The sequence below is a fragment of the Lawsonibacter asaccharolyticus genome, assembly GCF_022453915.1.
Classification (GTDB): Bacteria; Bacillota; Clostridia; order Oscillospirales; family Oscillospiraceae; genus Lawsonibacter; species Lawsonibacter asaccharolyticus.
Map to the genome: position 1 here is coordinate 2,955,803 of NZ_CP091870.1, position 21,591 is coordinate 2,977,393.

The 21,591-nt window shown below is 62.7% G+C and carries 27 protein-coding genes and 4 tRNA genes; 19 read left to right on the forward strand and 12 right to left on the reverse strand.

Annotated features, from left to right (window positions below; all coding sequences use genetic code 11):
- Positions 1-3 precede the first annotated feature (3 nt).
- The 6 genes from L9O85_RS14300 to L9O85_RS14325 form a co-directional block, all read right to left on the reverse strand.
- Positions 4-624, reverse strand: a complete 621-nt coding sequence (locus L9O85_RS14300) for a hypothetical protein (RefSeq protein ID WP_276853593.1) — start codon at positions 622-624, stop codon at positions 4-6.
- A gap of 29 nt (positions 625-653) precedes the next feature.
- Complete coding sequence (locus L9O85_RS14305) at positions 654-998, reverse strand: PadR family transcriptional regulator (RefSeq protein WP_050623191.1); 345 nt, start codon at positions 996-998, stop codon at positions 654-656.
- A 131-nt stretch (positions 999-1,129) separates the two neighbouring features.
- Positions 1,130-1,783 carry an HAD family hydrolase gene (locus L9O85_RS14310; RefSeq protein ID WP_256183303.1) on the reverse strand — a complete coding sequence of 218 codons (654 nt, stop codon included), beginning with the start codon at positions 1,781-1,783 and terminating at the stop codon, positions 1,130-1,132.
- Positions 1,784-1,843: 60 nt separating this feature from the next.
- Entirely contained in the window at positions 1,844-2,164 is a 321-nt protein-coding gene (locus L9O85_RS14315) for a sigma-70 family RNA polymerase sigma factor (RefSeq protein ID WP_077138691.1), read from the reverse strand.
- Complete coding sequence (locus tag L9O85_RS14320) at positions 2,145-2,378, reverse strand: hypothetical protein (RefSeq protein ID WP_050623188.1); 234 nt, start codon at positions 2,376-2,378, stop codon at positions 2,145-2,147. Before L9O85_RS14320 ends, L9O85_RS14315 begins: the two co-directional genes overlap by 20 nt.
- Positions 2,375-2,497: a hypothetical protein gene (locus L9O85_RS14325; protein WP_256183304.1), complete on the reverse strand. Its 123-nt coding sequence runs from the start codon at positions 2,495-2,497 to the stop codon at positions 2,375-2,377. The genes L9O85_RS14320 and L9O85_RS14325 overlap by 4 nt, the downstream gene beginning before the upstream one ends.
- Before the next feature lie 176 nt (positions 2,498-2,673).
- Between L9O85_RS14325 and L9O85_RS14330 the strand changes: the two genes are divergently transcribed.
- Together L9O85_RS14330 and L9O85_RS14335 are read left to right on the forward strand one after the other, a co-directional pair.
- Positions 2,674-2,749, forward strand: a tRNA-Thr gene (locus L9O85_RS14330).
- An 11-nt stretch (positions 2,750-2,760) separates the two neighbouring features.
- Positions 2,761-2,845 (forward strand) — tRNA-Tyr (locus L9O85_RS14335).
- Positions 2,846-3,397: 552 nt separating this feature from the next.
- Here L9O85_RS14335 and L9O85_RS14340 read toward each other — a convergent pair.
- Together L9O85_RS14340 and L9O85_RS14345 are read right to left on the reverse strand one after the other, a co-directional pair.
- A complete protein-coding gene (locus L9O85_RS14340) occupies positions 3,398-3,808 on the reverse strand; it encodes a hypothetical protein (protein ID WP_050623187.1) in 411 nt (136 codons plus the stop codon).
- Between the two features lie 125 nt (positions 3,809-3,933).
- Entirely contained in the window at positions 3,934-5,259 is a 1,326-nt protein-coding gene (locus L9O85_RS14345; protein WP_108980313.1) for a glucose-6-phosphate isomerase, read from the reverse strand.
- A 174-nt stretch (positions 5,260-5,433) separates the two neighbouring features.
- Here L9O85_RS14345 and L9O85_RS14350 point away from each other — a divergent pair.
- The 7 genes from L9O85_RS14350 to ptsP all read left to right on the forward strand — a co-directional run bounded on the left by L9O85_RS14350 (position 5,434) and on the right by ptsP (position 9,218).
- Positions 5,434-5,509 (forward strand) — tRNA-Val (locus tag L9O85_RS14350).
- A 23-nt stretch (positions 5,510-5,532) separates the two neighbouring features.
- Positions 5,533-5,608: transfer RNA gene (locus tag L9O85_RS14355), tRNA-Ala, on the forward strand.
- A 214-nt stretch (positions 5,609-5,822) separates the two neighbouring features.
- The gene (locus tag L9O85_RS14360; RefSeq protein WP_050623184.1) at positions 5,823-6,359 is read left to right on the forward strand and encodes a hypothetical protein; all 537 of its coding nucleotides are present in this window, start codon (positions 5,823-5,825) and stop codon (positions 6,357-6,359) included.
- A gap of 28 nt (positions 6,360-6,387) precedes the next feature.
- Complete coding sequence (locus tag L9O85_RS14365; RefSeq protein WP_108980312.1) at positions 6,388-6,942, forward strand: hypothetical protein; 555 nt, start codon at positions 6,388-6,390, stop codon at positions 6,940-6,942.
- Positions 6,943-6,969: 27 nt separating this feature from the next.
- Positions 6,970-7,251: a hypothetical protein gene (locus tag L9O85_RS14370; RefSeq protein WP_277102886.1), complete on the forward strand. Its 282-nt coding sequence runs from the start codon at positions 6,970-6,972 to the stop codon at positions 7,249-7,251.
- Positions 7,248-7,508, forward strand: a complete 261-nt coding sequence (locus tag L9O85_RS14375) for an HPr family phosphocarrier protein (protein WP_050623182.1) — start codon at positions 7,248-7,250, stop codon at positions 7,506-7,508. The genes L9O85_RS14370 and L9O85_RS14375 overlap by 4 nt, the downstream gene beginning before the upstream one ends.
- Positions 7,509-7,565: 57 nt before the next feature.
- A complete protein-coding gene (gene ptsP, locus L9O85_RS14380) occupies positions 7,566-9,218 on the forward strand; it encodes a phosphoenolpyruvate--protein phosphotransferase (protein ID WP_301579019.1) in 1,653 nt (550 codons plus the stop codon).
- Positions 9,219-9,334: 116 nt separating this feature from the next.
- On the opposite strand, the gene L9O85_RS14385 is transcribed toward ptsP, so the two are convergent.
- The gene (locus tag L9O85_RS14385) at positions 9,335-10,753 is read right to left on the reverse strand and encodes a spore germination protein (protein ID WP_108980309.1); all 1,419 of its coding nucleotides are present in this window, start codon (positions 10,751-10,753) and stop codon (positions 9,335-9,337) included.
- A gap of 128 nt (positions 10,754-10,881) precedes the next feature.
- Between L9O85_RS14385 and L9O85_RS14390 the strand changes: the two genes are divergently transcribed.
- The 6 genes from L9O85_RS14390 (at position 10,882) to L9O85_RS14415 (ending at position 15,494) form a co-directional block, all read left to right on the forward strand.
- A complete protein-coding gene (locus tag L9O85_RS14390) occupies positions 10,882-11,697 on the forward strand; it encodes a sugar phosphate isomerase/epimerase family protein (RefSeq protein WP_301579020.1) in 816 nt (271 codons plus the stop codon).
- Positions 11,698-11,788: 91 nt separating this feature from the next.
- Complete coding sequence (locus tag L9O85_RS14395; RefSeq protein WP_050623178.1) at positions 11,789-12,313, forward strand: RNA polymerase sigma factor; 525 nt, start codon at positions 11,789-11,791, stop codon at positions 12,311-12,313.
- Positions 12,273-13,157, forward strand: coding sequence for an RsiV family protein (locus tag L9O85_RS14400; RefSeq protein WP_108980307.1), 885 nt, complete (start codon positions 12,273-12,275; stop codon positions 13,155-13,157). The genes L9O85_RS14395 and L9O85_RS14400 overlap by 41 nt, the downstream gene beginning before the upstream one ends.
- Before the next feature lie 104 nt (positions 13,158-13,261).
- Complete coding sequence (locus tag L9O85_RS14405; RefSeq protein ID WP_050623176.1) at positions 13,262-14,134, forward strand: YitT family protein; 873 nt, start codon at positions 13,262-13,264, stop codon at positions 14,132-14,134.
- A gap of 134 nt (positions 14,135-14,268) precedes the next feature.
- Positions 14,269-14,547 (forward strand): hypothetical protein, encoded by a 279-nt coding sequence (locus tag L9O85_RS14410; protein WP_050623175.1) that lies wholly within the window; start codon positions 14,269-14,271, stop codon positions 14,545-14,547.
- Between the two features lie 50 nt (positions 14,548-14,597).
- Positions 14,598-15,494: a LysR family transcriptional regulator gene (locus L9O85_RS14415; protein WP_050623174.1), complete on the forward strand. Its 897-nt coding sequence runs from the start codon at positions 14,598-14,600 to the stop codon at positions 15,492-15,494.
- A 64-nt stretch (positions 15,495-15,558) separates the two neighbouring features.
- On the opposite strand, the gene L9O85_RS14420 is transcribed toward L9O85_RS14415, so the two are convergent.
- Genes L9O85_RS14420 through mtnA form a run of 3 tightly spaced genes read right to left on the reverse strand, consistent with a single transcriptional unit; the run spans position 15,559 to position 18,135 of the window.
- Entirely contained in the window at positions 15,559-16,383 is an 825-nt protein-coding gene (locus L9O85_RS14420; RefSeq protein WP_108980305.1) for an aldo/keto reductase, read from the reverse strand.
- A 1-nt stretch (position 16,384) separates the two neighbouring features.
- The gene (locus L9O85_RS14425; protein WP_256183065.1) at positions 16,385-17,047 is read right to left on the reverse strand and encodes a class II aldolase/adducin family protein; all 663 of its coding nucleotides are present in this window, start codon (positions 17,045-17,047) and stop codon (positions 16,385-16,387) included.
- Entirely contained in the window at positions 17,044-18,135 is a 1,092-nt protein-coding gene (gene mtnA, locus L9O85_RS14430; RefSeq protein ID WP_301579021.1) for an S-methyl-5-thioribose-1-phosphate isomerase, read from the reverse strand. Before mtnA ends, L9O85_RS14425 begins: the two co-directional genes overlap by 4 nt.
- Positions 18,136-18,310: 175 nt before the next feature.
- Between mtnA and L9O85_RS14435 the strand changes: the two genes are divergently transcribed.
- The 4 genes from L9O85_RS14435 (at position 18,311) to L9O85_RS14450 (ending at position 21,545) form a co-directional block, all read left to right on the forward strand.
- Positions 18,311-18,955, forward strand: a complete 645-nt coding sequence (locus L9O85_RS14435) for an AAA family ATPase (RefSeq protein WP_050623170.1) — start codon at positions 18,311-18,313, stop codon at positions 18,953-18,955.
- A gap of 21 nt (positions 18,956-18,976) precedes the next feature.
- A complete protein-coding gene (locus tag L9O85_RS14440; RefSeq protein ID WP_301579023.1) occupies positions 18,977-19,690 on the forward strand; it encodes a gamma-glutamyl-gamma-aminobutyrate hydrolase family protein in 714 nt (237 codons plus the stop codon).
- Positions 19,687-20,949 carry a M15 family metallopeptidase gene (locus L9O85_RS14445; protein WP_301579024.1) on the forward strand — a complete coding sequence of 421 codons (1,263 nt, stop codon included), beginning with the start codon at positions 19,687-19,689 and terminating at the stop codon, positions 20,947-20,949. Before L9O85_RS14440 ends, L9O85_RS14445 begins: the two co-directional genes overlap by 4 nt.
- An 83-nt stretch (positions 20,950-21,032) precedes the next feature.
- The gene (locus tag L9O85_RS14450; RefSeq protein WP_301579026.1) at positions 21,033-21,545 is read left to right on the forward strand and encodes a pyridoxamine 5'-phosphate oxidase family protein; all 513 of its coding nucleotides are present in this window, start codon (positions 21,033-21,035) and stop codon (positions 21,543-21,545) included.
- Positions 21,546-21,591: the final 46 nt, after the last annotated feature.

Here is a 21,591-nt window from a genome sequence, read left to right on the forward strand (position 1 = left end):
CCCTCACCTCCAGATGCTCCCCATGGTCCCTTTGGTCTCAGAAATCAGGACCCCGTTCCGGTCCCAAAGAGTCAGCGTATAAGGCGCACTCGCCAGGGCCGCCTTCCAGGAGGTCTCGGCCCGCTGGTAGGCCAGCTCCTGCCGCCAGTTCAGCTCCGCCTCCCGGAAGCGGAACACCATGACTTCCCCCTCCCGGACGCTGTCCGCTGTTCTCACATCCCCCCCAAGGAGCTCTGCGGTCAGCCGCCCGGATACAGCCCCCTCCGGCAGCTCCAGGGCCATATACTCCAAAGGCGGCCCGCTACCCCCGGGGACCGCTGTCACCGTAAGCCCCTCCGGAATCGGCCCCCGCCAGATGAAAAAACTAGGGGAGCCCTCATACCAGGTCAGCACGCTCAGTCCCGCGGCTGCGCCGCTACGCACCATGACGGCCTGATCCCCCGCTCCGCTCCCGGACACCCTGCCGCGCCAGACCCGCTCCGCCCTGCCGGGGTGCTCTTCCTCCACAGCGCAGCGGGCCTCCCACTCCAGGCGCAACACAGGATACTGAGCCGCCAGCACACACAGGGCAGCCAGCGCCGCCAGGATCAGCAGCTCCAGCGCCAGCCGCTTTTCGCCGGTCATACCGGCGCGCCTCCGGCCTCTCATCCCCTTCACGCCAGAGCGTTGGCTCCGCCGGAGAGCACGTCGGCCACGCCACGGTGGAAGCTGGCCCACTCCGCCTTCTTCTCCGCCAGCAGCTCCCGCCCCTTCCGGGTGAGCCGGTAGTACTTCCGCATCCGGCCGGAGGGGGCCTGCTGCTGATAGCCGCTCAGATACTTCCCCTTCTCCAGCCCGTGGAGGATGGGGTACAGGGTCCCCTCCTGAAACTGAAAGGCGTCGTTGGAGCGGCGGGAGAGCTCCTCGATCATCTGATAGCCATACATGTCCCCGCTCTCCAGCAGAGTCAGCACCAGCAGCGTAGAGCTGCCCGCGATCAGCCCTTTATCGAATTTCATGTTCGCCGTCCTTTCTCCGGCCCCTGCCGGACGATATACCTAGTATCTCTAGGCTCAATATACCAAGATATTCCAGGTATGTCAAGAGGGACGGGGCAGAAAAAAGGCGGCAGGCATGGCCTGCCGCCTTTTTATTGTTCTTCCAGCCACCGCTTCAGGTCCCAAAGGTCCGGGGCGATGTGGACATGGGGCCACTCCCGGAAGGCAGAGGCCGGCGTGGTGCCATTGAGCACCGCGGCGAACTCTGTCCCTGCATTTTGGGCCGCCCCCGCATCCAGCACCGTGTCTCCACAGAACAAAGTCTCCTCCGGCCCCGCCCCCAGTCGGGACATGGCAGCCAGCAGCCCCTCCGGGTCCGGCTTATGCCGCTTCACCCGGTCGCTGCCGATGATCAGGTCCAGCTCCCCCAGCACCCCCCGGTTCTCCAGGATGGCCTCCAGGGTATCACTGCGCTTGGTGCTCACGATCCCCAGCCTGATCCCCCGGGCCTTCAGCTCCCGGAGCAGCTCCGGGGCACCTGGAAACAGAGTGGTCTCCCGGCGCTGGCGCTCCATGGACGCCTCCAGGAACAGGGGACGGAAGGCCGCCCGGTGCTCCGGGTCCCGATCCCCTGTAAGCAGGGTGTAGGCATCCTCCAGCAGATAGCCCACCGTCCTTCTCACTGTCTCCCGGTCGGGGACCGGCCACCCCAGGCGGGTGAATCCATACTGGAATCCCGCCACGATGGAGTCGGTGGAGTCCCCCAGGGTATAGTCAAAATCGAAACAGATGGCCCGATATTTCATGCACATGCTCCCCTCAGCCGTTTTTTCTATCTTACCACAGCCCTCCAGGGGCCGCAATCCTCAGTCATACAGGTTGCGCAGAAATGCTTCCGCCCCATAGCGCAGGCAGCGCTGGAGCCTCCGCTCCCCCCGCTTGATGTTCCGGGACACCGTGGACTTGTCCACCCCCAGCCGCTCCCCGATCTCCCGCATGTTCAGCCCCTGGGCATAATACAGGGTGAGCACCTCCCGCTGCCTGGGCGTGACGTCCTCCTTCAGGGCCCGGATCAGGTTGCGCTTGAGCCGGCTGAGCTCGGCGCTGTTGTCCGCAGCCATCTGCCGGGTGTACACCGCCATATCCGCGGCGTACAGCTTGCCCCGCCTATATCGTGTATTTGACATTTCTCCGGTACCCCCTGTCGTAGTAGCGCTCACAGAGCACTGCCAGTTCCCGGGCCTCCCGCAGCATGGTGGACAGCACCCTGATCCGCTCGGCCAGCATGCATCGCTCCCCCTCGTCCATGGTGTGCTCCCAGGCATCCCGCAGTTGGACGATGCGGAAGTCCAGCGCCCGGGCATGGTCCCGGTACTCCACCGAAAGCTCCAACAAGGTCATCTCACGCACTCCTCCTCTTCCCTCTTTGCGGCGCAGGCGGCGCACAGCAGTCCTCCGTCCGCCCAGACCAGCTGGTCACAGCGGTACTGCTCCCCGCCGCACCTCGGGCATACCAGCACAGGCCGCGCCTGCTGGATGTCCCGCAACGGCGGGTACGGCCCCCGGCTCCGCCGGACTATTTGGATCTTCTCCTCTGTTTGGTAAATTTTTTCTCTCTCCTCTCAAAATAATACTTGACAAAAGCCGAGACGTCTGTTATAGTATCCCTTGCTGTTGGACAGCCGTCTTGACAAGTGCTGGTGTAGCTCAGCCGGTAGAGCAGCTGATTTGTAATCAGCAGGTCGGGGGTTCGAATCCGTCCACCAGCTCCACAATTTCATATGGAGGAGTTCCCGAGTGGCCAAAGGGGGCAGACTGTAAATCTGTTGCGTTTCGCTTCGGTGGTTCGAATCCACCCTCCTCCACCACGTGGCCGCAAAGTTCGCTTTGCGGCCATGTTTTTTATCCTCAGGACAAAAAACATGCCGTCCGCCGCCTCTCTGTGATTCTATTTGACCCTCACCTCCCATCGATCCTGCTCTTTTTTTGACCCTAAAAGTGCTTATTTTCAAGCCTTTTAGGGTTTTCTGTTTCCACCAGCCCGAAGCGGCCGGAAATGGATGTCAAATGATATGAGCAAGCCGTCCCCCACACTCCTTTCGGTCCAGCAGCCCCCTTTACGGGCGGAACGGCGGCCCTGCCGGTCCGGGACCGCAAGGCCGCCTGTCTTCGGATGCTTTTTTACTCCCTTCTGTATAGAACATATGTTCTAATTTTAGTCATAGAATACTCCCTTTTCCTTCCCCTGTCAACCCTGTTGGACATCTCTTCCTGTCGGAGTTTTCTCCCTGGTCCCGAAATAAGGGACCGCGCCGGCAGAAGGGGGGCGCTCCCGCCTCTCGGCAGGCGCAAAAAGCCCGGGCACATCCAAAACAGGAGTGCCCGGGCTTCTTTTTATCTCATTCAGACGGGGGAGGTCTTTAGAAATACTTCTTGATTCCCTCGGGGGCCAGGGAGGCGTCGTCACTGATGGTGATGGTGAACTTGATGCCATGTTTCTCGCCAAAGGCGTTCAGCCAATCCAGGAACTTCTCGGTCTCGTTGTCGCAGGGGCCGGGAACGATCTTGCACAGGCTGTCGATGAAGATATGGGTGATGTCATAATTGCCAGCGTACAGACCGCTGACAAAGCCCTTCAGGGTGGCATAGCTGTCGATATCGTAGCTGCTGGCCTCCACCAGACGGATCTGATAGTGGATGTCATAAGTCAGCTTGGAGCCCCGCTCGATGCAGACGACATTGCCGTGCTCGGTCTGGACGGCGTTGTTGATCATGTCGATCATCTGCTTGGTCTTGCCGGAGCCCTTCTTACCCATGATTACTCTAATCATGTTACTCACTCCTTACGATGTTAAACGTGGGAAGCTGGTCCCTTCCTTGCTATCACTTTACCATATCGAACCGTTTTTTTCAACCGGATTCTTTGTGAATTTTTTGGGATCTGTCCAGGGAGGGCTCAAAGCCGGGACTCCAGCTTCTGCTTCATCTCCTCATAGCCTGGCTTGCCCAGCAGAGCGAACATGTTCTTCTTATATGCCTCCACGCCGGGCTGGTCAAAGGGATTGACCCCCAGCAGGTAGCCGGACAGGCCGCACACATACTCGAAGAAATAGATCAGGTAACCCACCGAGCTCTCGCTGATCTGGGGCATCCGGATCAGGATGTTGGGCACGCCGCCGTCCACATGGGCCAGGATGGTCCCCCGCAGGGCCTGCTCCGCCACAAAGGACAGGGGCTTGCCGGACAGGAAGTTCAGCCCGTCCACATTCTCCGGGTCGTCCGGGATAAGGAAGGTGCCCTTGGGCTCGAAGCGGACCACAGTCTCGAACATCAGGCGCTGGCCCTGCTGGATGTACTGGCCCATGGAGTGCAGGTCAGCGGTGAACTCCACGCTGGCCGGAAACAGGCCCTTGCCCTCCTTGCCCTCGCTCTCGCCGTAGAGCTGCTTCCACCACTCCGCGAAGAAGCGGAAGCTGGGCTCATAGCAGGCCAGCAGCTCCACCGACTTGCCGCTCTCATACAGGGCGTGCCGGGCGGCGGCATACTGCCAGGCAGGGTTGTCCATTCCTGGGATGGACAGCTCCTTCATGGCCCGGGCCGCGCCCTCCATCAGGGCGGCGATATCGATCCCCGCCGCGGCGATGGGCAGCAGCCCTACTGCGGTGAGCACGGAGTAGCGGCCGCCCACGGCGTCAGGCACCACGAAGGTCTCGTACCCCTCCTGGTCCGCCAGGCCCTTCAGTGCCCCTCTGGCCCGGTCGGTGGTGGCGTAGATCCGCTCTCTGGCTCCCTCCTTGCCGTACTTCTGCTCCAGCATCCCCTTGAAGATCCGGAAAGCCACCGCAGGCTCGGTAGTGGTCCCTGATTTAGAGATCACGTTCACCGAGAAGTCCCGGTCTCCGATGAGGGCGATCAGCTCCAGCAGCGCGTCGGTGGACAGTCCGTTGCCCGCAAAGTAGATGTCGGGGGTGTCCTTCACCTTCAGGTTATAGTTGGGGGAGGACAGCAGCTCGATGACCGCCCGGGCACCCAGGTAGGAGCCGCCGATGCCCACCACCACCAGGACCTGGGACTGCCTTTTGATGCGCTCCGCCGCCGCCTGGATGCGGGCGAACTCCTCCCGGTCGTACTGCTCCGGCAGGGCCACCCAGCCGGTGAAATCGCCCCCGGGGCCGTTGCCGGCGGCCAGCATGTCGGCTGCTTTCTTCAGGCCGGTCTGACGGGAGACCGCGTAGCCCTGGGGCAGAAATCCGGCCAGCTGAGACAGATCAAGCTTTAACATAGAAATCCTCCTCACAGGTATCAAGATCTATGCTTTCAGTGTAACACATCTTTTTGCTTTTTTCACGAAAAATTTGGAAATTTTCGCATTTCCCTTTTTCATATTTTTCTCCGGAAATCGAGAAAAAGCACTTGACATTCCACCCAGCGGCATATATAATAGTCCATGCTGTTCGGACGATTAGCTCAGCTGGTAGAGCATCCGCTTGACGTGCGGGAGGTCACAGGTTCAAGTCCTGTATCGTCCACCATTTAAAACTTGATATTGTGTCGTGGGGGTATAGCTCAGCTGGGAGAGCGCTTGAATGGCATTCAAGAGGTCAGCGGTTCGATCCCGCTTATCTCCACCAAACACCCAAGAGGGTGCAGAAAACCGTTGAAACCACAAGGTTTCAACGGTTTTTCTGTTGTCTGCAACACGCCGCAAAACAAGATTTTCTCCGCAACGCCGCAACTTTGTAAATAACTGTTTTAAGCTAACAGTTGATTTTCTCGACTGGCTGTGCTATCATATGGTCAAAGCATTTAAGGCCCAAATTTTTTGAACGAGGGGGCAGCTGGATAATGAACGGCGAGACACTTTCCACCCGCTTTGCGTACCATTATGACCTGACTTTGAGCCTGGCTCTCCCGGGTCCGGAATTTTCCGCTGAGGACCGGCGCACTCTGGAGAACGGGATCAATTCCTATAATGAAAGATCCATCTACATGAACAACCCCAAACATATCAGTCTGCTGGAAATGGGAAAGAACCACATCAAGATCAGGCTCTCCTCCACCCAGATGCTGACCACCCCGGGCCGCGGCCTGCGGGCGCTGACTGCCATCCTGGTCAAAACCCCCTCCTTCGAAGGCCGCGTCACACCAGGAGGCCAGCTCTTCCGCGTACTCCACGCGGAGCGCCCCGATGACCGCGGCGGTGCCCCGGAGGCAGCGGCGATATCAGACGCGGAGCTGGTGAAGGCACTGGTGGACTATCTGCTGGAACGGAAAGACGGGTCGGCCGCCAGCAGAAAGAAAAAGGCCGCGGTGGAGGCGATGAAGCGGCTGGCCATAGACGCCGCCATGATCTGCCCGCCGCCGAAACAGAGTGAACAGTAATGCCTTTGGTGCAAGGAGGTACACTGGTTTGAAAAGACAGGAAGCCATCCGGGTCCTGACTGGCCGCCTCAGATCTTCCCGTGTTAGGCACAGCGCAGGCTTTGACAGCGGTCAGATGCAGATCACCATGGGATTCAACGCGGTGTATGCCCCGGATCACCGCATCGAGTCCTGTATCTGGTTCTACGAGGACACAATGGAGGCAAGGTGCTACTACTCCTCCCTGGGTGCAGAACTATGCCGGAAAAGCAGACATATCGACGCTCTTCTCCGCCTTCTGAATTTTATCAATGCCCGGGTCTTTCCATCCTGCCGCGGCAGCGGATATATGCTGTACAGCCCGCACATCCTCTACACACCGCGGATCTATCTGACAGCTGACGGCTGCTTTGACATTACGATCACCACCATCATCCCCTATGACTTCTTCGGCCTTGCTCCGCTGGAGACATTGGACTATATCACGATATGCTGCCCGGAACTGCTGGATCGGCTGGCTCTCCCGATCTACTGCGTGCTGCTGGGCAAAGAGACCGCGGATGGTGCCATCTCACACATCGAAAGGGAGTTCCTGAAAACGTAATGTCCTGCAGAAGAGAGTCAGAACAGCATGCTGCGGCTCATATTTGTGACCGACGCCACCGCAGCGGGAAGGCTCTGGTCCATCCGGCAGAATCACCCCGAAAGCGGATCTGACGTGCTCAATGTGTATCACCGTCAGCAGCGCGTCTATGAGGAGATATATGTCAAGGAGCAGGTCTCCCTGGAGGGGGGACGAGTGCAGCTTTCCATCTGCGCCAACCGCCGTTCCATCTGGAGCCGGGCGCTGCGCCCCTATGGATCCGCTTTGCCGGTCAAGGGTCTGAATCATAAAAAGGAGTCTCTGTCATGAAATCTTTTACCTATACCATCGTCGATCCTGTAGGCATCCACGCCCGTCCCGCCGGCCTGCTGGTCAAGACAGCCAAGGCCTTCTCCGGTACCGAGATCTCCGTCACCAAGGGTGACAAGACCGTCAAGAGCACCCAGCTGATGAAGCTGATGGGCCTGGGGGTCAAGGGAGGCGACACCGTCACCGTCACCGCCGAGGGGCCGGACGAGGACAGCGCCATCTCCGCCATGGAACAGCTTTTTAAGGAGAATCTATAAGCGAGCCCCGTGCCCACGGTCCGTTTGACATGGGGCTTTTTGAAAAGAGGAAACGACATGAAGATTTTGCAGGGGCAAGGGGTTTCCAAAGGTGTAGAGCACGGCCCCATCTATTTTTGCCGCCGCAGCCAGACGCTCATTCAGCCCGACAAAGCCGACGACCCCCGGTTCCAGGGGGAGCGGCTGGACCGTGCCATGGAGCAGACGGCCCAGCAGCTGGGACAGATGGCCGAACTGGCCCGGGCGCAGGCGGGGGACAGTGCCGCTCAGCTGTTTGAGACCCACGCCATGTTTTTAGAGGACGAGGACTATACCGGCGCCATGGAGGAGCTGCTGGCCGAGGGGTACTGCGCCGAGTACGCCGTGGACCAGGCCGGGGAGCAGTTTTCCGCCATGCTGGCGGCCATGGACGACCCCTATATGCAGGCCCGCGCCTGCGACGTCAAGGACGTCACCGGGCGCATTTTGAACAACCTGACGGGCGTGGTGGAGGGGGGCATCGACTCCCAGGTGCCGGTGATCCTGGCCGCCGCCGACCTGGCCCCCTCCGAGACCATCCAGCTGGACAAGAGCAAGATCCTGGCCATCGCCACCCAGGGCGGCTCCGGGAACAGCCACACCGCCATCCTGGCCCGCACTATGGGCATCCCCGCGGTCTGCGGCCTGGGGGCCAGCTTTAATGAGAGCTACCACGGCAAACAGGCCTACATCGTGGGGGAGACCGGCCAGGTGATCTTCGACCCGGACCAGGAGACCCTCCAGATCCTGAAGGCCCGCCAGGCGCAGCAGGCCCAGCGCCGGGCGCTGATGCGCAGCATGGCGGGCAGAGAGGATGTGACTCTGGATGGCCGGAAGATCAAGCTCTGCTGCAACATCGGCTCTCTGGAGGACGTGGATGCGGTGCTGGCCAATGACGGCCAGGGCATCGGCCTGTTTCGCTCGGAGTTCCTCTATCTGGCCGCCGGCGGCTGCCCCTCCGAGGAGGACCAGTTTCAGGCCTACAAGCGAGTGGCCTTGGCCATGAAGGGCAAGCGGGTCATCGTGCGCACCTTGGACATCGGGGCGGATAAGCAGGCGGGCCGTTTCCATCTGAACAGGGAGGAGAACCCAGCCCTGGGCCTGCGGGCCATCCGCATCTGTCTCAACCATCCCGAGGTGTTCCGCACCCAGCTGCGGGCGCTGTACCGGGCCAGCGCCTGCGGTAAGATCGCCATCATGTTCCCCATGATCGCCAGCGTGTGGGAGGTGAAGGAGTGCCGCCGGGCCTGCCAGCGGGTGATGGATGAGCTCACCGCCGAAGGGATCCCCTTCAACCCGGACACCGAGATCGGCATCATGATCGAGACTCCCGCCGCCGTGTTCATGGCGCCTGAGCTGGCCCGGCTGGTGGACTTCTTTTCCGTGGGCACCAACGACCTGACTCAGTACACGCTGGCCTGTGACCGACAACGCAGCGACCTGGGCAAGTTTTTCGATCCTCACCACCCCGCAGTGCTCCGGGCTCTGAAAATGGCCGCCGACGCCGCCCACGAGGCGGGCATCTGGATCGGGATCTGCGGGGAGCTGGGGGCCGACCCGGATCTGCTGCCCACCTTCCTGGCCATCGGCATCGACGAGCTCAGCGTCGCCCCCTCCGCCGTGCTCCCCCTGCGCGCCGCCCTGCACAAGAGCATCGCAAACCGCTGCACCCTCGACCTGCTGATGTCCTGAGCCGAGCCAGGCCCTCTCCCATCCGAACAAAAGGACCGGTCGGGCCCCTGTGACACAGGGGCCCGACCGGTCCCGCTTTCTCTTCCAGCAGGGAGGCATGCGGCTCCTCCCGGCTGTCAGGCGCCCTTTCTTTCGGGAGGGCCGCTCCCTATCCGCAGCAGCTTTTTCTTCAATTCCCCGCCGTTGAAGGGGACCAGAGGATAGAGGTAGCACTGCCCTGAGATGGTCCGGTTGGACACCAGCACCAAAAACAGCAACGCCGCACCTCCCACAAAGCCCCACAGGCCCAGAAGTCCGGTAGCCACCAGCAGGATCAGGCGCATGAACTTCAGCGCATAGCCCAGTTCCAGATTGGGCTGGTTATAGTTGGCGATGGCCACCACCGCCATATACAGCATCACTTCGGCGGAAAACCAGCCGGACTGGACCGCGAAGTCCCCCAGGATGATGGCTCCGATCATGGAGAAGGAGGTGGTCAGGATGTTGGGCGTATTGAGGGCGGCCAGCTTCAGCCCGTCGATGGCCAGCTCCAGGATCAGCAGCTGGAGGAGAGGGGGCACCTGCGCCGGCTCCTCCATCAGAATAAACTCCAGCCACCCGGGGACCCGTTCCGGCTCCTGGATCAGCAGGAGCCACACCGGGGTAAGGAAGGTAGTGAGAAAGGTGGTAAAAAACCGGACCAGCCGCAGGTAGGAGCCGGTGATGGGCGGGAAGTAGTAGTCATTCGCCTCCTCCATCACGTCGAAGAGGGTGGTAGGCAGGATGATGGCGGCGGGGGAATTGTCCACCAGCACCACCACATCCCCTTCCAGGATCTGGGCCGCCGCCGCGTCCGGCCGTTCCGTGAACTTGAACTTGGGGAAGGGATTGTACCACCGCTTCCGGACCAGCAGCTCTGCCAGGCTCTCCTGATTCATGGTCAAAGCGTCCACCCTGGCCTGGGCGATGCGCTCCCGCACCGTGTTGACCAGCTCCGGGTCCGCCCGGCCCTCAAAATAACACACCGCCACGTCGGTCCTGGAGGTCTCCCCCACCTCCAGGTGCTCCACGCACAGCCGGGGCGAGCGGATGCGGCGGCGGATCAGCGCCGCGTTGAAGACCATAGTCTCCACAAAGCCGTCCCGGCTCCCCCGAAAGGACTTGTCCTGGTCCGGCTCCGAGGTGGTCCGCTGGGGATAGGTGCGCTGGTCGATCAGCACGCACTGGTCCATTCCATCCACGAACACCGCCCATACTCCAGACAAGATCTGCCCCACGATGGTGTCCTCCTCCCCGCTGATGGCCACCTCGCAGTAGGGGACACACGACTTTGAGAAAGTATGGGCATCCCGGAGCAGGTCCTCGTCCTGTATCCCATAGAAAAATTCCAGCAGCTTCTCCATGATCTCGTCCTTGGCAAAGCCGTCTACAAAAAACATGCAGGCCTCCCGCCCGCAGATCCGAAACACCCGGTAGACCACATCGAAATTCCGGTCGCACCGCAAAGCCCCTTGGAAATGCCTGATGTTCCAGGTGATGTCCCGCTCCACCGCCATATCCCTCTCCTCCATCCATTTTTTGATTAGTATCCGCGGAACGGGCCGGGATATACCCTCCGCCGCATGCTTGACACGCCCTTTTCCCCATGCTAGGATGAACAAAAGAACTCAAAGGAGGCCCCCCTATGCTCTACGGCTGCTGTGTCAATCTGCTCCCCAAAACACTGGACCGGATCGGTCTGGAATACGCCGGACGCCTGAAGCGGCTGGGCTACGACTACATTGAGCTGCCCCTGAACGAGCTGGCCCAGCTCAGCGAGCAGGAGTTCCGGGATGCCCGAACGGTGCTGGAGGAGCTGGACCTCCCCTGCCGCGCCTGCAACGACTTTATGCCCGCCCGCTTTCAGATCACCGGCCCCGACGTCACCTCCAGAGCGGAGCTGACCGACTACCTCCGGCGGGCCCTGGAGCGGGCAGCTTGGCTGGGTGCTCCCTATACGGTCTTCGGCAGTCCCTGGTCCCGCAGCTGTCCTGAGGGCTACTCCCGGGAGGCGGCCTTTGGCCAGATCGCCGAATTTCTGTCCCTTGCGGGGGAGGAGGCCGCCCCATATCAGGTGGTCATTGCCATCGAGCACAACAACCGGGGCGAGACCAACATGCTCAACCACTTCTCCGACGGGGTACGGATGGCCCGCACGGTGGACCACCCCAATGTCCGGGTCCTGTGCGACTACTACCACCTACGGTTCGAGGGGGACTCCCCCTCTGTCCTGCTGGACGGAGGGAGAGAGCTGTTGGTCCACACCCACATCTCCCAGCTGGAAGGCCGCCGCTACCCCACTGACCTATCCCTGGAGCCCATGCTGCCTGAATACGCCGGGGTCCTTCGGCAGATCGGATATGCCGGCGGGGTGAGCGTCGAGTCCAAGGTGGATGCCCCGGAGCATTGGGAGGAGCAGGCGGCGCTGGCCCTGGCGAATCTCAGGCAGGTGCTGGGCTGACCGTCCCCCCGCCTTCCTTCAATATTTTTCTCTCATGAAACTTTTTCTTCCATCCAGCCGTCTATTAGGATGGGAGAGGAAAGGAGGCACCATGAGCCCTTCCTCGATGCAGCAGCAGGTGGAATCCCAGCTTTTGGCGTCCTACGAATCTCTGTATCGCTTGGCCTATACCTATGTTAAAAATCCGGATGATGCCATGGATGTGGTCCAGGAAAGCGCCTTCAAAGCCATCTCCCGCTCCGCCGACGTGCGTTCGCCCGCTGCCATCCGGGGCTGGCTGTGCCGCATCGTGGTCAATACGGCCATGGACGTGCTCCGCGCCCGGTCCCGTCAGGCTGACGCGGAACACATCCCCGAGACCGGTCAGGAGGATGTCTATCAGGACACGGATCTGATGCAGGCGCTGGACCTGCTGGACGAGCGGGAGCGGACGGTGATAGTCCTGCGTTTTTTTCAGGAGCTGAAGCTCCAGGAGATCGCCCAGGTCACCGGAGAGAACGTAAACACTGTCAAGACCATTTTGTACCGCAGCCTGAAGAAACTGAAGCTTGAGCTCTCTGAAGGAGGCCCTATCCGTGAATCAAGACCGTCTCGATCATCTGAAACAGGAATATGACGCCATCCCCGTCCCCCCGGAGCTGGAGGAGCGGGTCCGCGCCGCCATCCGGCAGGCCAGGCCGGCCGGGGAGAAGCCGCCCCGGGTCCTCCGGCTGGACCGGTTCCTGCGGCGTACCGGCCTGTCCGCCGCCGCGGCCATGCTGGCCGTCGTGCTGCTGGCCAATTCCGGCCCCGGCATCGCCCACGCTATGGAGCAGGTGCCCGTCCTGGGGGCCATCACCCGTGTGTTCACCTTCCGCACCTATGAGGAAGACCGGGGCAACACCTCCGCCCACATCGACATTCCCTCGGTGGAGGGGGGCGGGGACGCGCTGAGCGCCGCCATCCAGGCGTACACCGACACCATCATCCAACAGTATCAGTATGAAGCCGCCCTTCAGGGGGAGCTGGGCCACTATGACCTGGACCTGACCTACACCGTGGCCACCGACAATGAGACCGTTTTTGCCCTGCGCTTCGACCAGACCCTGGTGATGGCCAGCGGGAATGAGTCGGTCAAGATCTACGCCGTGGACAAGGCTACAGGGGAGCTCCTCACCCTGTCCGATCTCTTCCGCCCGGACAGCGACTGCCTCTCCGTCCTCACCGAAGAGGTCCAGCGCCAGATGGCGGAACAGATGGCCTCCGATGACCAAATCCACTACTGGCTCCATGACGAGGACGTGGGGGACCTGAACTTCACTGCCCTGGACCCGGACACCTCCTTCTACATCGATGGGGAGGGGCGGCTGGTCCTGGTCTTTGACGAGGGTACCGTCGCCCCCATGTATATGGGCATAACAGAATTCACGATTCCCGCCCAAGTCGTGGAGGACATCGCCCTGCCCCAGTATCTGTCCTGAGCCGTCCGGCGGTCCGGACCAGAGCACTTTCGGGATTCCCTTTCCTTTTCCCCCGGGACGCGGGAAATCGGGACAGCAGTTCCCTGACAGGAGGGCATCTTTTTATGAGAAGTCACCACCGTACCGCCGCCCTGCTCAATATGGTCCTGAGCTGTGTCATATGCAGCATAGCCGTCAACTGGATCGCCCTCCCCAACGGCTTTGTGGTCACGGGCATCACCGGGCTGGCCATGACTGCGGAGACCTTCACCGGGATCAACTACGCCCTGATCTACTATGGGCTGACCCTGGCCATCCTGCTCTTCACCGCCGTGACCTTGGGGTACAAGGAGGTGTCCAGCATCCTGTTCCTGTCCATCCTCTACCCCCTGGTCCTGTGGGTGCTCAACCATGTGCAGGTGGAGATCATTCTGAAGGAGAAGCTGATCGCGGTCATGTTCTTCGGCGTGGTCTACGGGGCGGGCGCAGGCCTGACCTACCGCATGGGGTACTCCTACGGCGGAACGGACACCCTGAGCAAGATCCTCAAGCAGAAGGTCTTTAAGGCCGCGGAGCTGAAAAACCTGCTGCTCTGCCTGGACGCCGTCATTATGCTGATCATGCTCTCAGCCTTCAGCCTGGATACGGTGGCCTACGCCTTTGTAGGACAAATCATCTACGTGAACAGCATGAACTACGTCATCTTCAACATGGGTCCCCGCCTCTATGAGATCCAGATCGTCTGTGAGGACCCCCGGGCCATCGAGCGTTTTATCATCGAGGAGATCGGCAAGAGCGCCACCATCTCCAAGGTCATCGGGGGCTACTCCCAGGCGGACAAGATCCAGCTGGACTGTGTCTGCAACTCACGGGAGTATGTCCAATTGCGGGAGTTCATCCGGGACAGCGGGATCGACTGCTTCATCAAGGTCTTCCCCCTCACCCACGTCTTCGGCCGCAGCAAGGATTTCCACCGCCTCAGCGACCAGAATCTGTGACAAAAAGCGGGACACATATGTGTCCCGCTTTTTTCTCCCCATTGCCCAAGAGGCGGTTTTCATTTTCCCTGTTCTGTGGTACAATGCTCCTGCGCCCCTCTGGGGCAGGACTTTTGACTTTCCGGAGAGAGACCATGGAACAGGAACTTTTTTTGCCCACCCTGATGCACTGGCAGTACGGCAACAACTGGTGCGGCAGCCTGAAGCGGGCCAGCTTCTGGATCACCCCTAAAGATGAACAGCTCACCGCCCAGCTGTGGACCGGACCGGCCATCCGGGAAAACGCGGAGATCCTGTACACCGCCCAGTTCCCCATCAGCGACGAGGGGCTGGAGCAGCTCCGCACCTGGCTGCTGGAGCACGCCGCTGCTGTCAACGCCGCCAACCCGGAGTCCTTCCGCTATGCGTGGTAGCCCCCGGCGCCGCTCTTTTCCATTCCGATGAAACAGGAGGCCGCGGCCCCATGAATCTGAATCAACTCTACTATCTCCAGGCCATCGCCCAGGCCAGGGGCCTCACCCGGGCCGCCGACGCCCTCTATGTCACTCAGTCCAACCTGAGCCACTCCATGGCCGCACTGGAGGAGGAGCTGGGCATCCCCCTTCTCTACAAAAACGGGCGGGATACCCTGCTCACTCCGTACGGGCAGGAGTTCCTCGCCTACGCCGAGCGGGCCATCCAGGAGATCGAGGAGGGGAAGCGGGTGGCCCAGTCCCGGTGCAGCCCCACCCGGGGCCAGGTACGGCTGGGCTTCATCAGCGCTGTCAGCGCCACTCTGATCCCCTGGTGCGTCAGCCACTTCTACCAGAACCCGGACAACCAGGGTATTACTTTTACCTTTGACGAGAAACCCACCCGGCGCATCGCCGCCGATTTCACCCACCACGCCCTGGACATCGGCTTCGGCACCCGGTTCGACGACAGCTCATTTGAGTTCTGCCCCGTGGTGCCCGAGGAGCTGGTGGCCGTGGTCCCCGCCGGACATCCCCTGGCCCAGCAGGAGCAGGTGACGCTGGAGCAGTTGAGCCGGGAGCGGCTGGTGATCTACAACCAGGCCAGCCCCACCCGCAATCTGGTGCTGTCCATGTTTCGTCAGCAGAATCTCCAGCCAGATGTCGCTTTCGAGGTGGCCACCGACCACATGTTAGCCAGCTTTGTCTCCCAGGGACTAGGGGTGGGCATCATGCCCCGCATGTTCGGCCTCCGGCTCTACTCTGTCCGTCCCCTCTACATCGCGGACACTGAGACCCACCGCATGCTCTATATGTTCCGCCCCAAGGACCGCAGGGTCCTGCCCGCGGTCCAGCGGTTCTGGGACTTTGTGCTGGAGGTCTGCGCCCAGTACCAGTCTGACGAATAGATACGGAAAGGCCCGTCCTCCCCGCATGCGCGGGGGAGGACGGGCTCTCTTCTGTCCCGCCGGCTCACTTGTCCGGGTGCAGGCCGGACCAGCCTGTCTGGGGCATGGTCCGCAGCCGCTCCAAGTCCTCCGCCTCCAGGGCAAAGTCCAGCGCCAGGTTCTGGCGCATCCGTCCAGCGTCGGCCGACTTGGGCAGGGGAACCACGCCGCAGTCCAGGGCGAAGCGCAGGCAGATCTGGGCCTGGGAGACCCCGTATTTCCCGGCCAGCTCCGCCAGCAGGGGATCATCCGCCAGCCTCTGGCGGCCCAGGGGGCTCCATGCCTCCACCAGGATCTGGCTGGCCCGGCAGAACTCCACCGTCTCCCACTGGACATAGCCGGGATGAAACTCGATCTGGTCCACCATGGGGGGCACTGTGCACACCTCCAGCAGGTTCTCCAGGTGGTGAGGCAGGAAGTTGCTCACCCCGATGGCCCGGACCCGGCCGGCCCGGTACAGCTCCTCCATGGCCCGCCAGCTCCCCCGGTCCAGCTCCTTCCACTCCTCGCAGGCGGCATCCGGCCTGGGCCAATGAATCAGGTACAGGTCCAAATAGTCCATCCCCAGCGCCTGGCATGAGGCGTCAAAGGCGGCCAGGGTCCTGTCGTAGCCCAGCTGGTCCTTCCACGCCTTAGTGGTGATGAAGAACTCCGACCGGTCCACCCCGGAGGCGGCCACCGCCCTGCCCACCGCCTCCTCTGTGTGGTAGGCGGAGGCGGTGTCGATATGCCGGTAGCCAGCCCGGATGGCCTCAGAGAGCACCGCGAAGCCGTCGGTCTCCCCTGCCTTCCAGGTCCCGAAGCCCACCTCGGGCATCTCCACACCATTGCGCAGCAGCTTGTTTTTCATATCAATTTCTCCTTTCTTCTCCCGCCAGACGGCGGACCGTCAGTTCCCTGACTTCCTCCGGCTCCAGGACCGGGATAGGCCGTCCCAGCAGCAGGCCCAGATACCGCTGCTTGCAGTACTGCTCCAGGGCCTGGGTCCGGTGCCATGCCTGGACCACGTCCCGTCCCCAGGTCACCGCCCCGTGGTGGGCCAGCAGGGCTGCGCTGTGCCCCTCCGCCGCCCGGGCCACCGCCCCCGCCAGTTCCTCTGTCCCCAGGGGCAGCCAGGGCAGGGCGGGGACCGGCCCCAGCAGCAGGGCCCAGTCCGCAGTGATGGGCTCGGTCAGGTCCTCCCCCAGGTTGGCCGAAAACACGGAATATGGAGCGTGGGTGTGGACTACGCCTCCCACCTCAGGCCGGGTACGGTAGAGAGCCAGATGCATCGGGCTCTCGGACGAGGGCCTCCCTGTTCCGGACAGCACCCGCCCCTCCAGATCCACTTCCAGCAGCATGTCCTCCTCCAGGTCTCCCTTATAGACCCCCGAGGGAGTAATGAGCACCCCGCCATCGGAGCACCGGGCAGACAGGTTCCCGTCGTTGGCCGCCACATAGCCCGCCTGGGCTATCTGGCGGGCGGCCTGGCAGATCTTCCGCCGCAGCTCCTGCTTCTCTCGGCTCCAGCTCACGGCGCATCCCCCTTTTCCCGGGAAACCAGCTCCCGCAGGCTCTCCCCGAAGGGGGGACGGCAGATGCCTCCCTCCGTGACGATGGCAGAGATCAGGCTGTGGTCGGTGACGTCGAAGGCGGGGTCCCAGCACCTCACCTCCGCTGGCGCCATGGGCTCCCGGTACCAGAGGGAGCGGATCTCTTCCCCGTCCCGCTCCTCGATGGGGATGTCCGCTCCGGTGGGACAGTCCAAGTCGATAGTGGAGGTAGGGCCCAGCACATAGAAGGGGACATTGTAGTACCGGGCCAGGACCGCCAGGCCGCTGGTACCGATCTTGTTGGCAGTGTCCCCGTTGGCCGCCACCCGGTCGCAGCCTACGAAGCAGGCCTGGACCCAGCCGTTCTTCATCACCATGGAGGCCATGTTGTCACAGATCAGGGTGACCTCCACCCCGGCCCGGGCCAGCTCCCAGGCGGTGAGCCGGGCCCCCTGGAGCAGGGGCCGGGTCTCGTCGGCAAAGACCCTCAGCTTTTTTCCCCTCTCCTGCCCCAGCAGGATGGGACCCAGGGCGGTGCCGTACCGGGAGGCGGCCAGCGCCCCGGCGTTGCAGTGGGTCAGGATGCCGTCCCCCTCCCCTACCAGGGTCAGACCGTGCTCCGCGATCCGGCGGCACATCTCCCCATCCTCCCGGTGGATGGCCCGGCACTCCCGCTCCAGCACCTGGACGATCTGCTCCGGCGGCCCTGCCGTCCGGTCCGCCCGGGCCAGCATCCGCTCCAGCGCCCAGCGCAGGTTCACCGCCGTGGGCCGGGTGGCCGCCAGGCCGGCAGCCCACTCCCGCAGCCGGGTGCGGAACGCCGTCTCCACCGGCGCCCGGTCCGCCAGTCTTCGGGCCAGCACATACAGGGCATACGCCGCAAAGACGCCGATGGCTGGGGCGCCCCGCACCCGCAGGGTGCGGATAGCCTCCGCCAGCTCTTCCGGCTCTTCCAGTTCCAGCCAGACCTCCCGGTTGGGAAGCTGGCTCTGGTCCAGCAGCCTCACCCGGCGGCCGTCCTCCGTCAGCCCAAGATATTGGTTTTTCTCCTTCCAGCGGGTCTCCTCCATCAGACCGCCTCCTCTCTGTTTTGATTATGCCTAGATTTTCTTTTCCTGTCAACCTGGAGGGGCCTGAGATTTTCGTTGTCATTTTCTTCAAATTGCGCTATAATATAAAGAAACAGGAGGTACGGATGAACAGCCTCGCCCGTACCTGAAGCCACACTATAAGGAGGCGTGTCTCATGAGCAACTATGTCGTGTCCATCAGCCGCGAGTTTGGAAGCGGCGGCCGCCTGATCGGCAAGAAGCTGGCCGCAAGCCTGGGCATCCCCTGTTATGACCGCACACTGATCCAAAAGACTGCGGAGAAGAGCGGCCTTTCCCCCGACTTTATCGCCCGGGCAGAGGAGCGGGCCCGCAGCCGGTTCCACCTGAACATCGCCCCCATCGGCATCGGCGTCCCCACCTTCACCCACCAGGGCATCCCGGTCAGCCATCAGGCATTTTTTGCCCAGGCCGACGTGATCCGGGAGCTGGCGGCGGAGGGGCCCTGCGTCATCGTGGGCCGGTGCAGCGACTACATTCTGGGGGAAGACCCCGCTTGCATCAAAGTCTTTATCCATGCCGACATGGCCAGCCGGATCGACCGCTGTGTGGCGGAGTATCACATCCCCTCCGACAACATGGAGAGCCGGATCATCCAGATGGACCGGGGCCGCGCCAACTACTATAACTATTACACCGGCCACACCTGGGGGGAGATGCGCCGGTATGACCTGACCCTCAACTCCTCCATCACCGGCATCAATGGCGCCGTGGAGATGATCGCTCAGCTGGTGCGCCTGCGCTCTGCTCAGTTGGACCAGGCCCCTACCCAGGCGCCCTGAGGCGCCCTGAAAGGAGTTCCCATGTGTGACGCAGTCCTCTCTCCCCGCATCCTGATCTCAGGTGCGGATGGAAAGATGTCCAACTATGTCCGTGCCGTCCGCGCCGCGGGCGGCACGCCTGTTTCTGGTTACTGCCCCCCACCGGACCTGTCCTGCGCCGGACTGCTGCTGTGCGGCGGCGGCGACCTGGACCCCGGCCTGTACGGACAGCCCGACCAGGGCTCCCAGCCCCCGGACCCCGCCCGGGACCAGGCGGAGCTGGAGCTGTTCCGCACCTTTTATCAGGCGGGCCGCCCTATCCTGGGGGTCTGCCGAGGCATGCAGATCATCAATGTGGCTCTGGGGGGCACCCTGCTTCAGGACCTGGGGGACGTCCGGCGTCCCTCCCATACCCACCCCCAGGCGGACCAGGTCCACCCGGTCCGCGCCCAGCCGGGCAGCCTGCTCCACACCCTCTACGGCCCCCGCTTCTCCGTCAACAGCTCTCACCACCAGGCAGTGGACTGCCCCGCCCCAGGGCTGGTCCTTACCCTCCGGGCAGTGGACGGCGTTCCCGAGGCCATAGAGCACCCCTCCCTCCCCATTCTGGGGGTCCAGTTCCACCCGGAGCGGATGAGCGGCCCCCTTCTCCGCCCCGACACGGTGGACGGCGCTCCCATCTTCCGCTGGTTCCTGGCCCTCTGCGGCCGGACCGGCCCCGTCTCTTCTTCTACTCAGGAGGTCTCCCAGTTATGAACCATGCTCCCCTGCGCATCCTGACCGGAGCGGCGGCCCTGGTCCTCTCCGTCTCCCTGCTCACCGGCGCTGCCGTCCCTGTTCCGTCTCTCCCCGCCGCCTCCGGGGAGGAGACAGCCCTCTCCGGCCCCTCCCTTCAGGACCCGGACACCCTCGCCCGGGCGGTGGCCTGTCAGGCCCTCTCCTACTACCGCCCGGAGCTGCTGGACCGCTATCTGGCCTACGGCGCCCTTTGGCCGGAGCTCTCCCCGGAGGACGTGGTCACCCGGGTGAACATCGGCCTGGACGGGACCTTTTACGGCGATGTATCCCAGGCGGAGGAGCCGGAGATCCTCTCCGTCCTGGTCAACAAATACCACCCGCTGCCGGACGGCTATGTCCCCCGGCTGCACAGCCTGCCCGCCCGGTACGCCCCCTCCGGGGGCTCCCTGGCCCCTGCCGCAGCCGCGGCCTTCATGCGGATGGCCGACGCGGCCCGGGAGGACGGCATCACCCTTTACAGCGTCTCCGCCTACCGCTCCTACTCCTATCAGGATTCCCTGTACCGCCGGTACACCGCTCAGGACGGCGTGGAGGCCGACACCTACTCCGCCCGACCGGGCTTCTCTGAGCACCAGACCGGCCTGGCCCTGGACATCAATACCGCCAGCCGCAGTGCCCATTTCGAGACCACCGCGACCTACCGCTGGCTCATAGAGAACTGCTGGCGCTACGGCTTCATCCTCCGCTATCCGGAAGGCAGGGAGGACATTACCGGCTTCTGCTTTGAACCCTGGCACTACCGCTTTGTGGGGCGTACGCTGGCTCTCCAGGTCCGGGAGAGCGGCCTGACCTACGATGAGTTCCTGGCCCGCAGGGCAGTGGACAGGCCCCATACAGCGCTCTGCGCCGGGGACATGCCTCTGGAGGCCGTCCCCATCCTTCTGGACGGCATCTGCTGGCTGCCCGCCCAGGCGGTGGCCGCCGCCTTCGGCCGTACCGCCGCCATCTCAGGGGACCAGCTGGTCCTCCCCGCCGAGGAGGGCTCCGTGGTCCTTACCGCCGGCTCTCTCACCGGGGAGCGGGACGACCGCCCCTTCGCGCTCAGCAGCCTGCCCTTCCAGTGGGAGGGGGAGTTCTACCTCTCCCTGGAGGACCTGTGCGCTCTGCTGGAACTGACGGCCCGGCGAGAGGAGGGGTTGATCTCTCTCATTCCCCGCTCCGCCCCATCTGCTCTCCTGCCGGAGGAGCTGCCGCCCATCCAGCCACTCCCCTGCTGACCCTGCCCGGCGCTTCTCACGGCGCCGGGTCCTCTTATATAGTATGATGTGGTTGCAGATCTTACAAAAAAGGAGGCAGATCCATGTTTCGACCCATGCGGCGGCACCGCCAGCAGCTCTCTCAGTGGGACTGCGCCGCCATCCTGTCCCGGGGGACCTCCGGCGTCCTGGCCGTGGCCGGCGACGGCGGCTACCCCTATGCGGTCCCCCTCAGCTATGTGTATCAGGAGGGAACGCTGTTCTTCCACTGTGCCAAGGCAGGGCACAAGCTGGACGCCCTGCGTCGGTGCAGCAAGGCGTCCTTCTGCGTTATCGATCAGGATCAGGTGGTCCCCCCGGAGTACACCACCTACTTTCGCAGCGTCATCGCCTTCGGCCGGACCCGTATTTTGGAGGACGAGGCGGAGAAACAAGCTGCCATTTGGCTCCTGGCGGAGAAATACTGCCCCGGCGACAGCCCGGAGCATCGCCAGGAGGCCATTCGCCGGGAGGCCGGCGGACTGTGCCTTGTGTCGCTCTCCATCGAGCACATGACCGGCAAGCAGGCCATCGAGCTGGTTCAGGAAGACCGCCGGCAGGCTGATCTCCCTTTGTGACCCCCGATCCCCTTTTGTGTTCTGGGGCTGAATTTTCCTTTTTTCC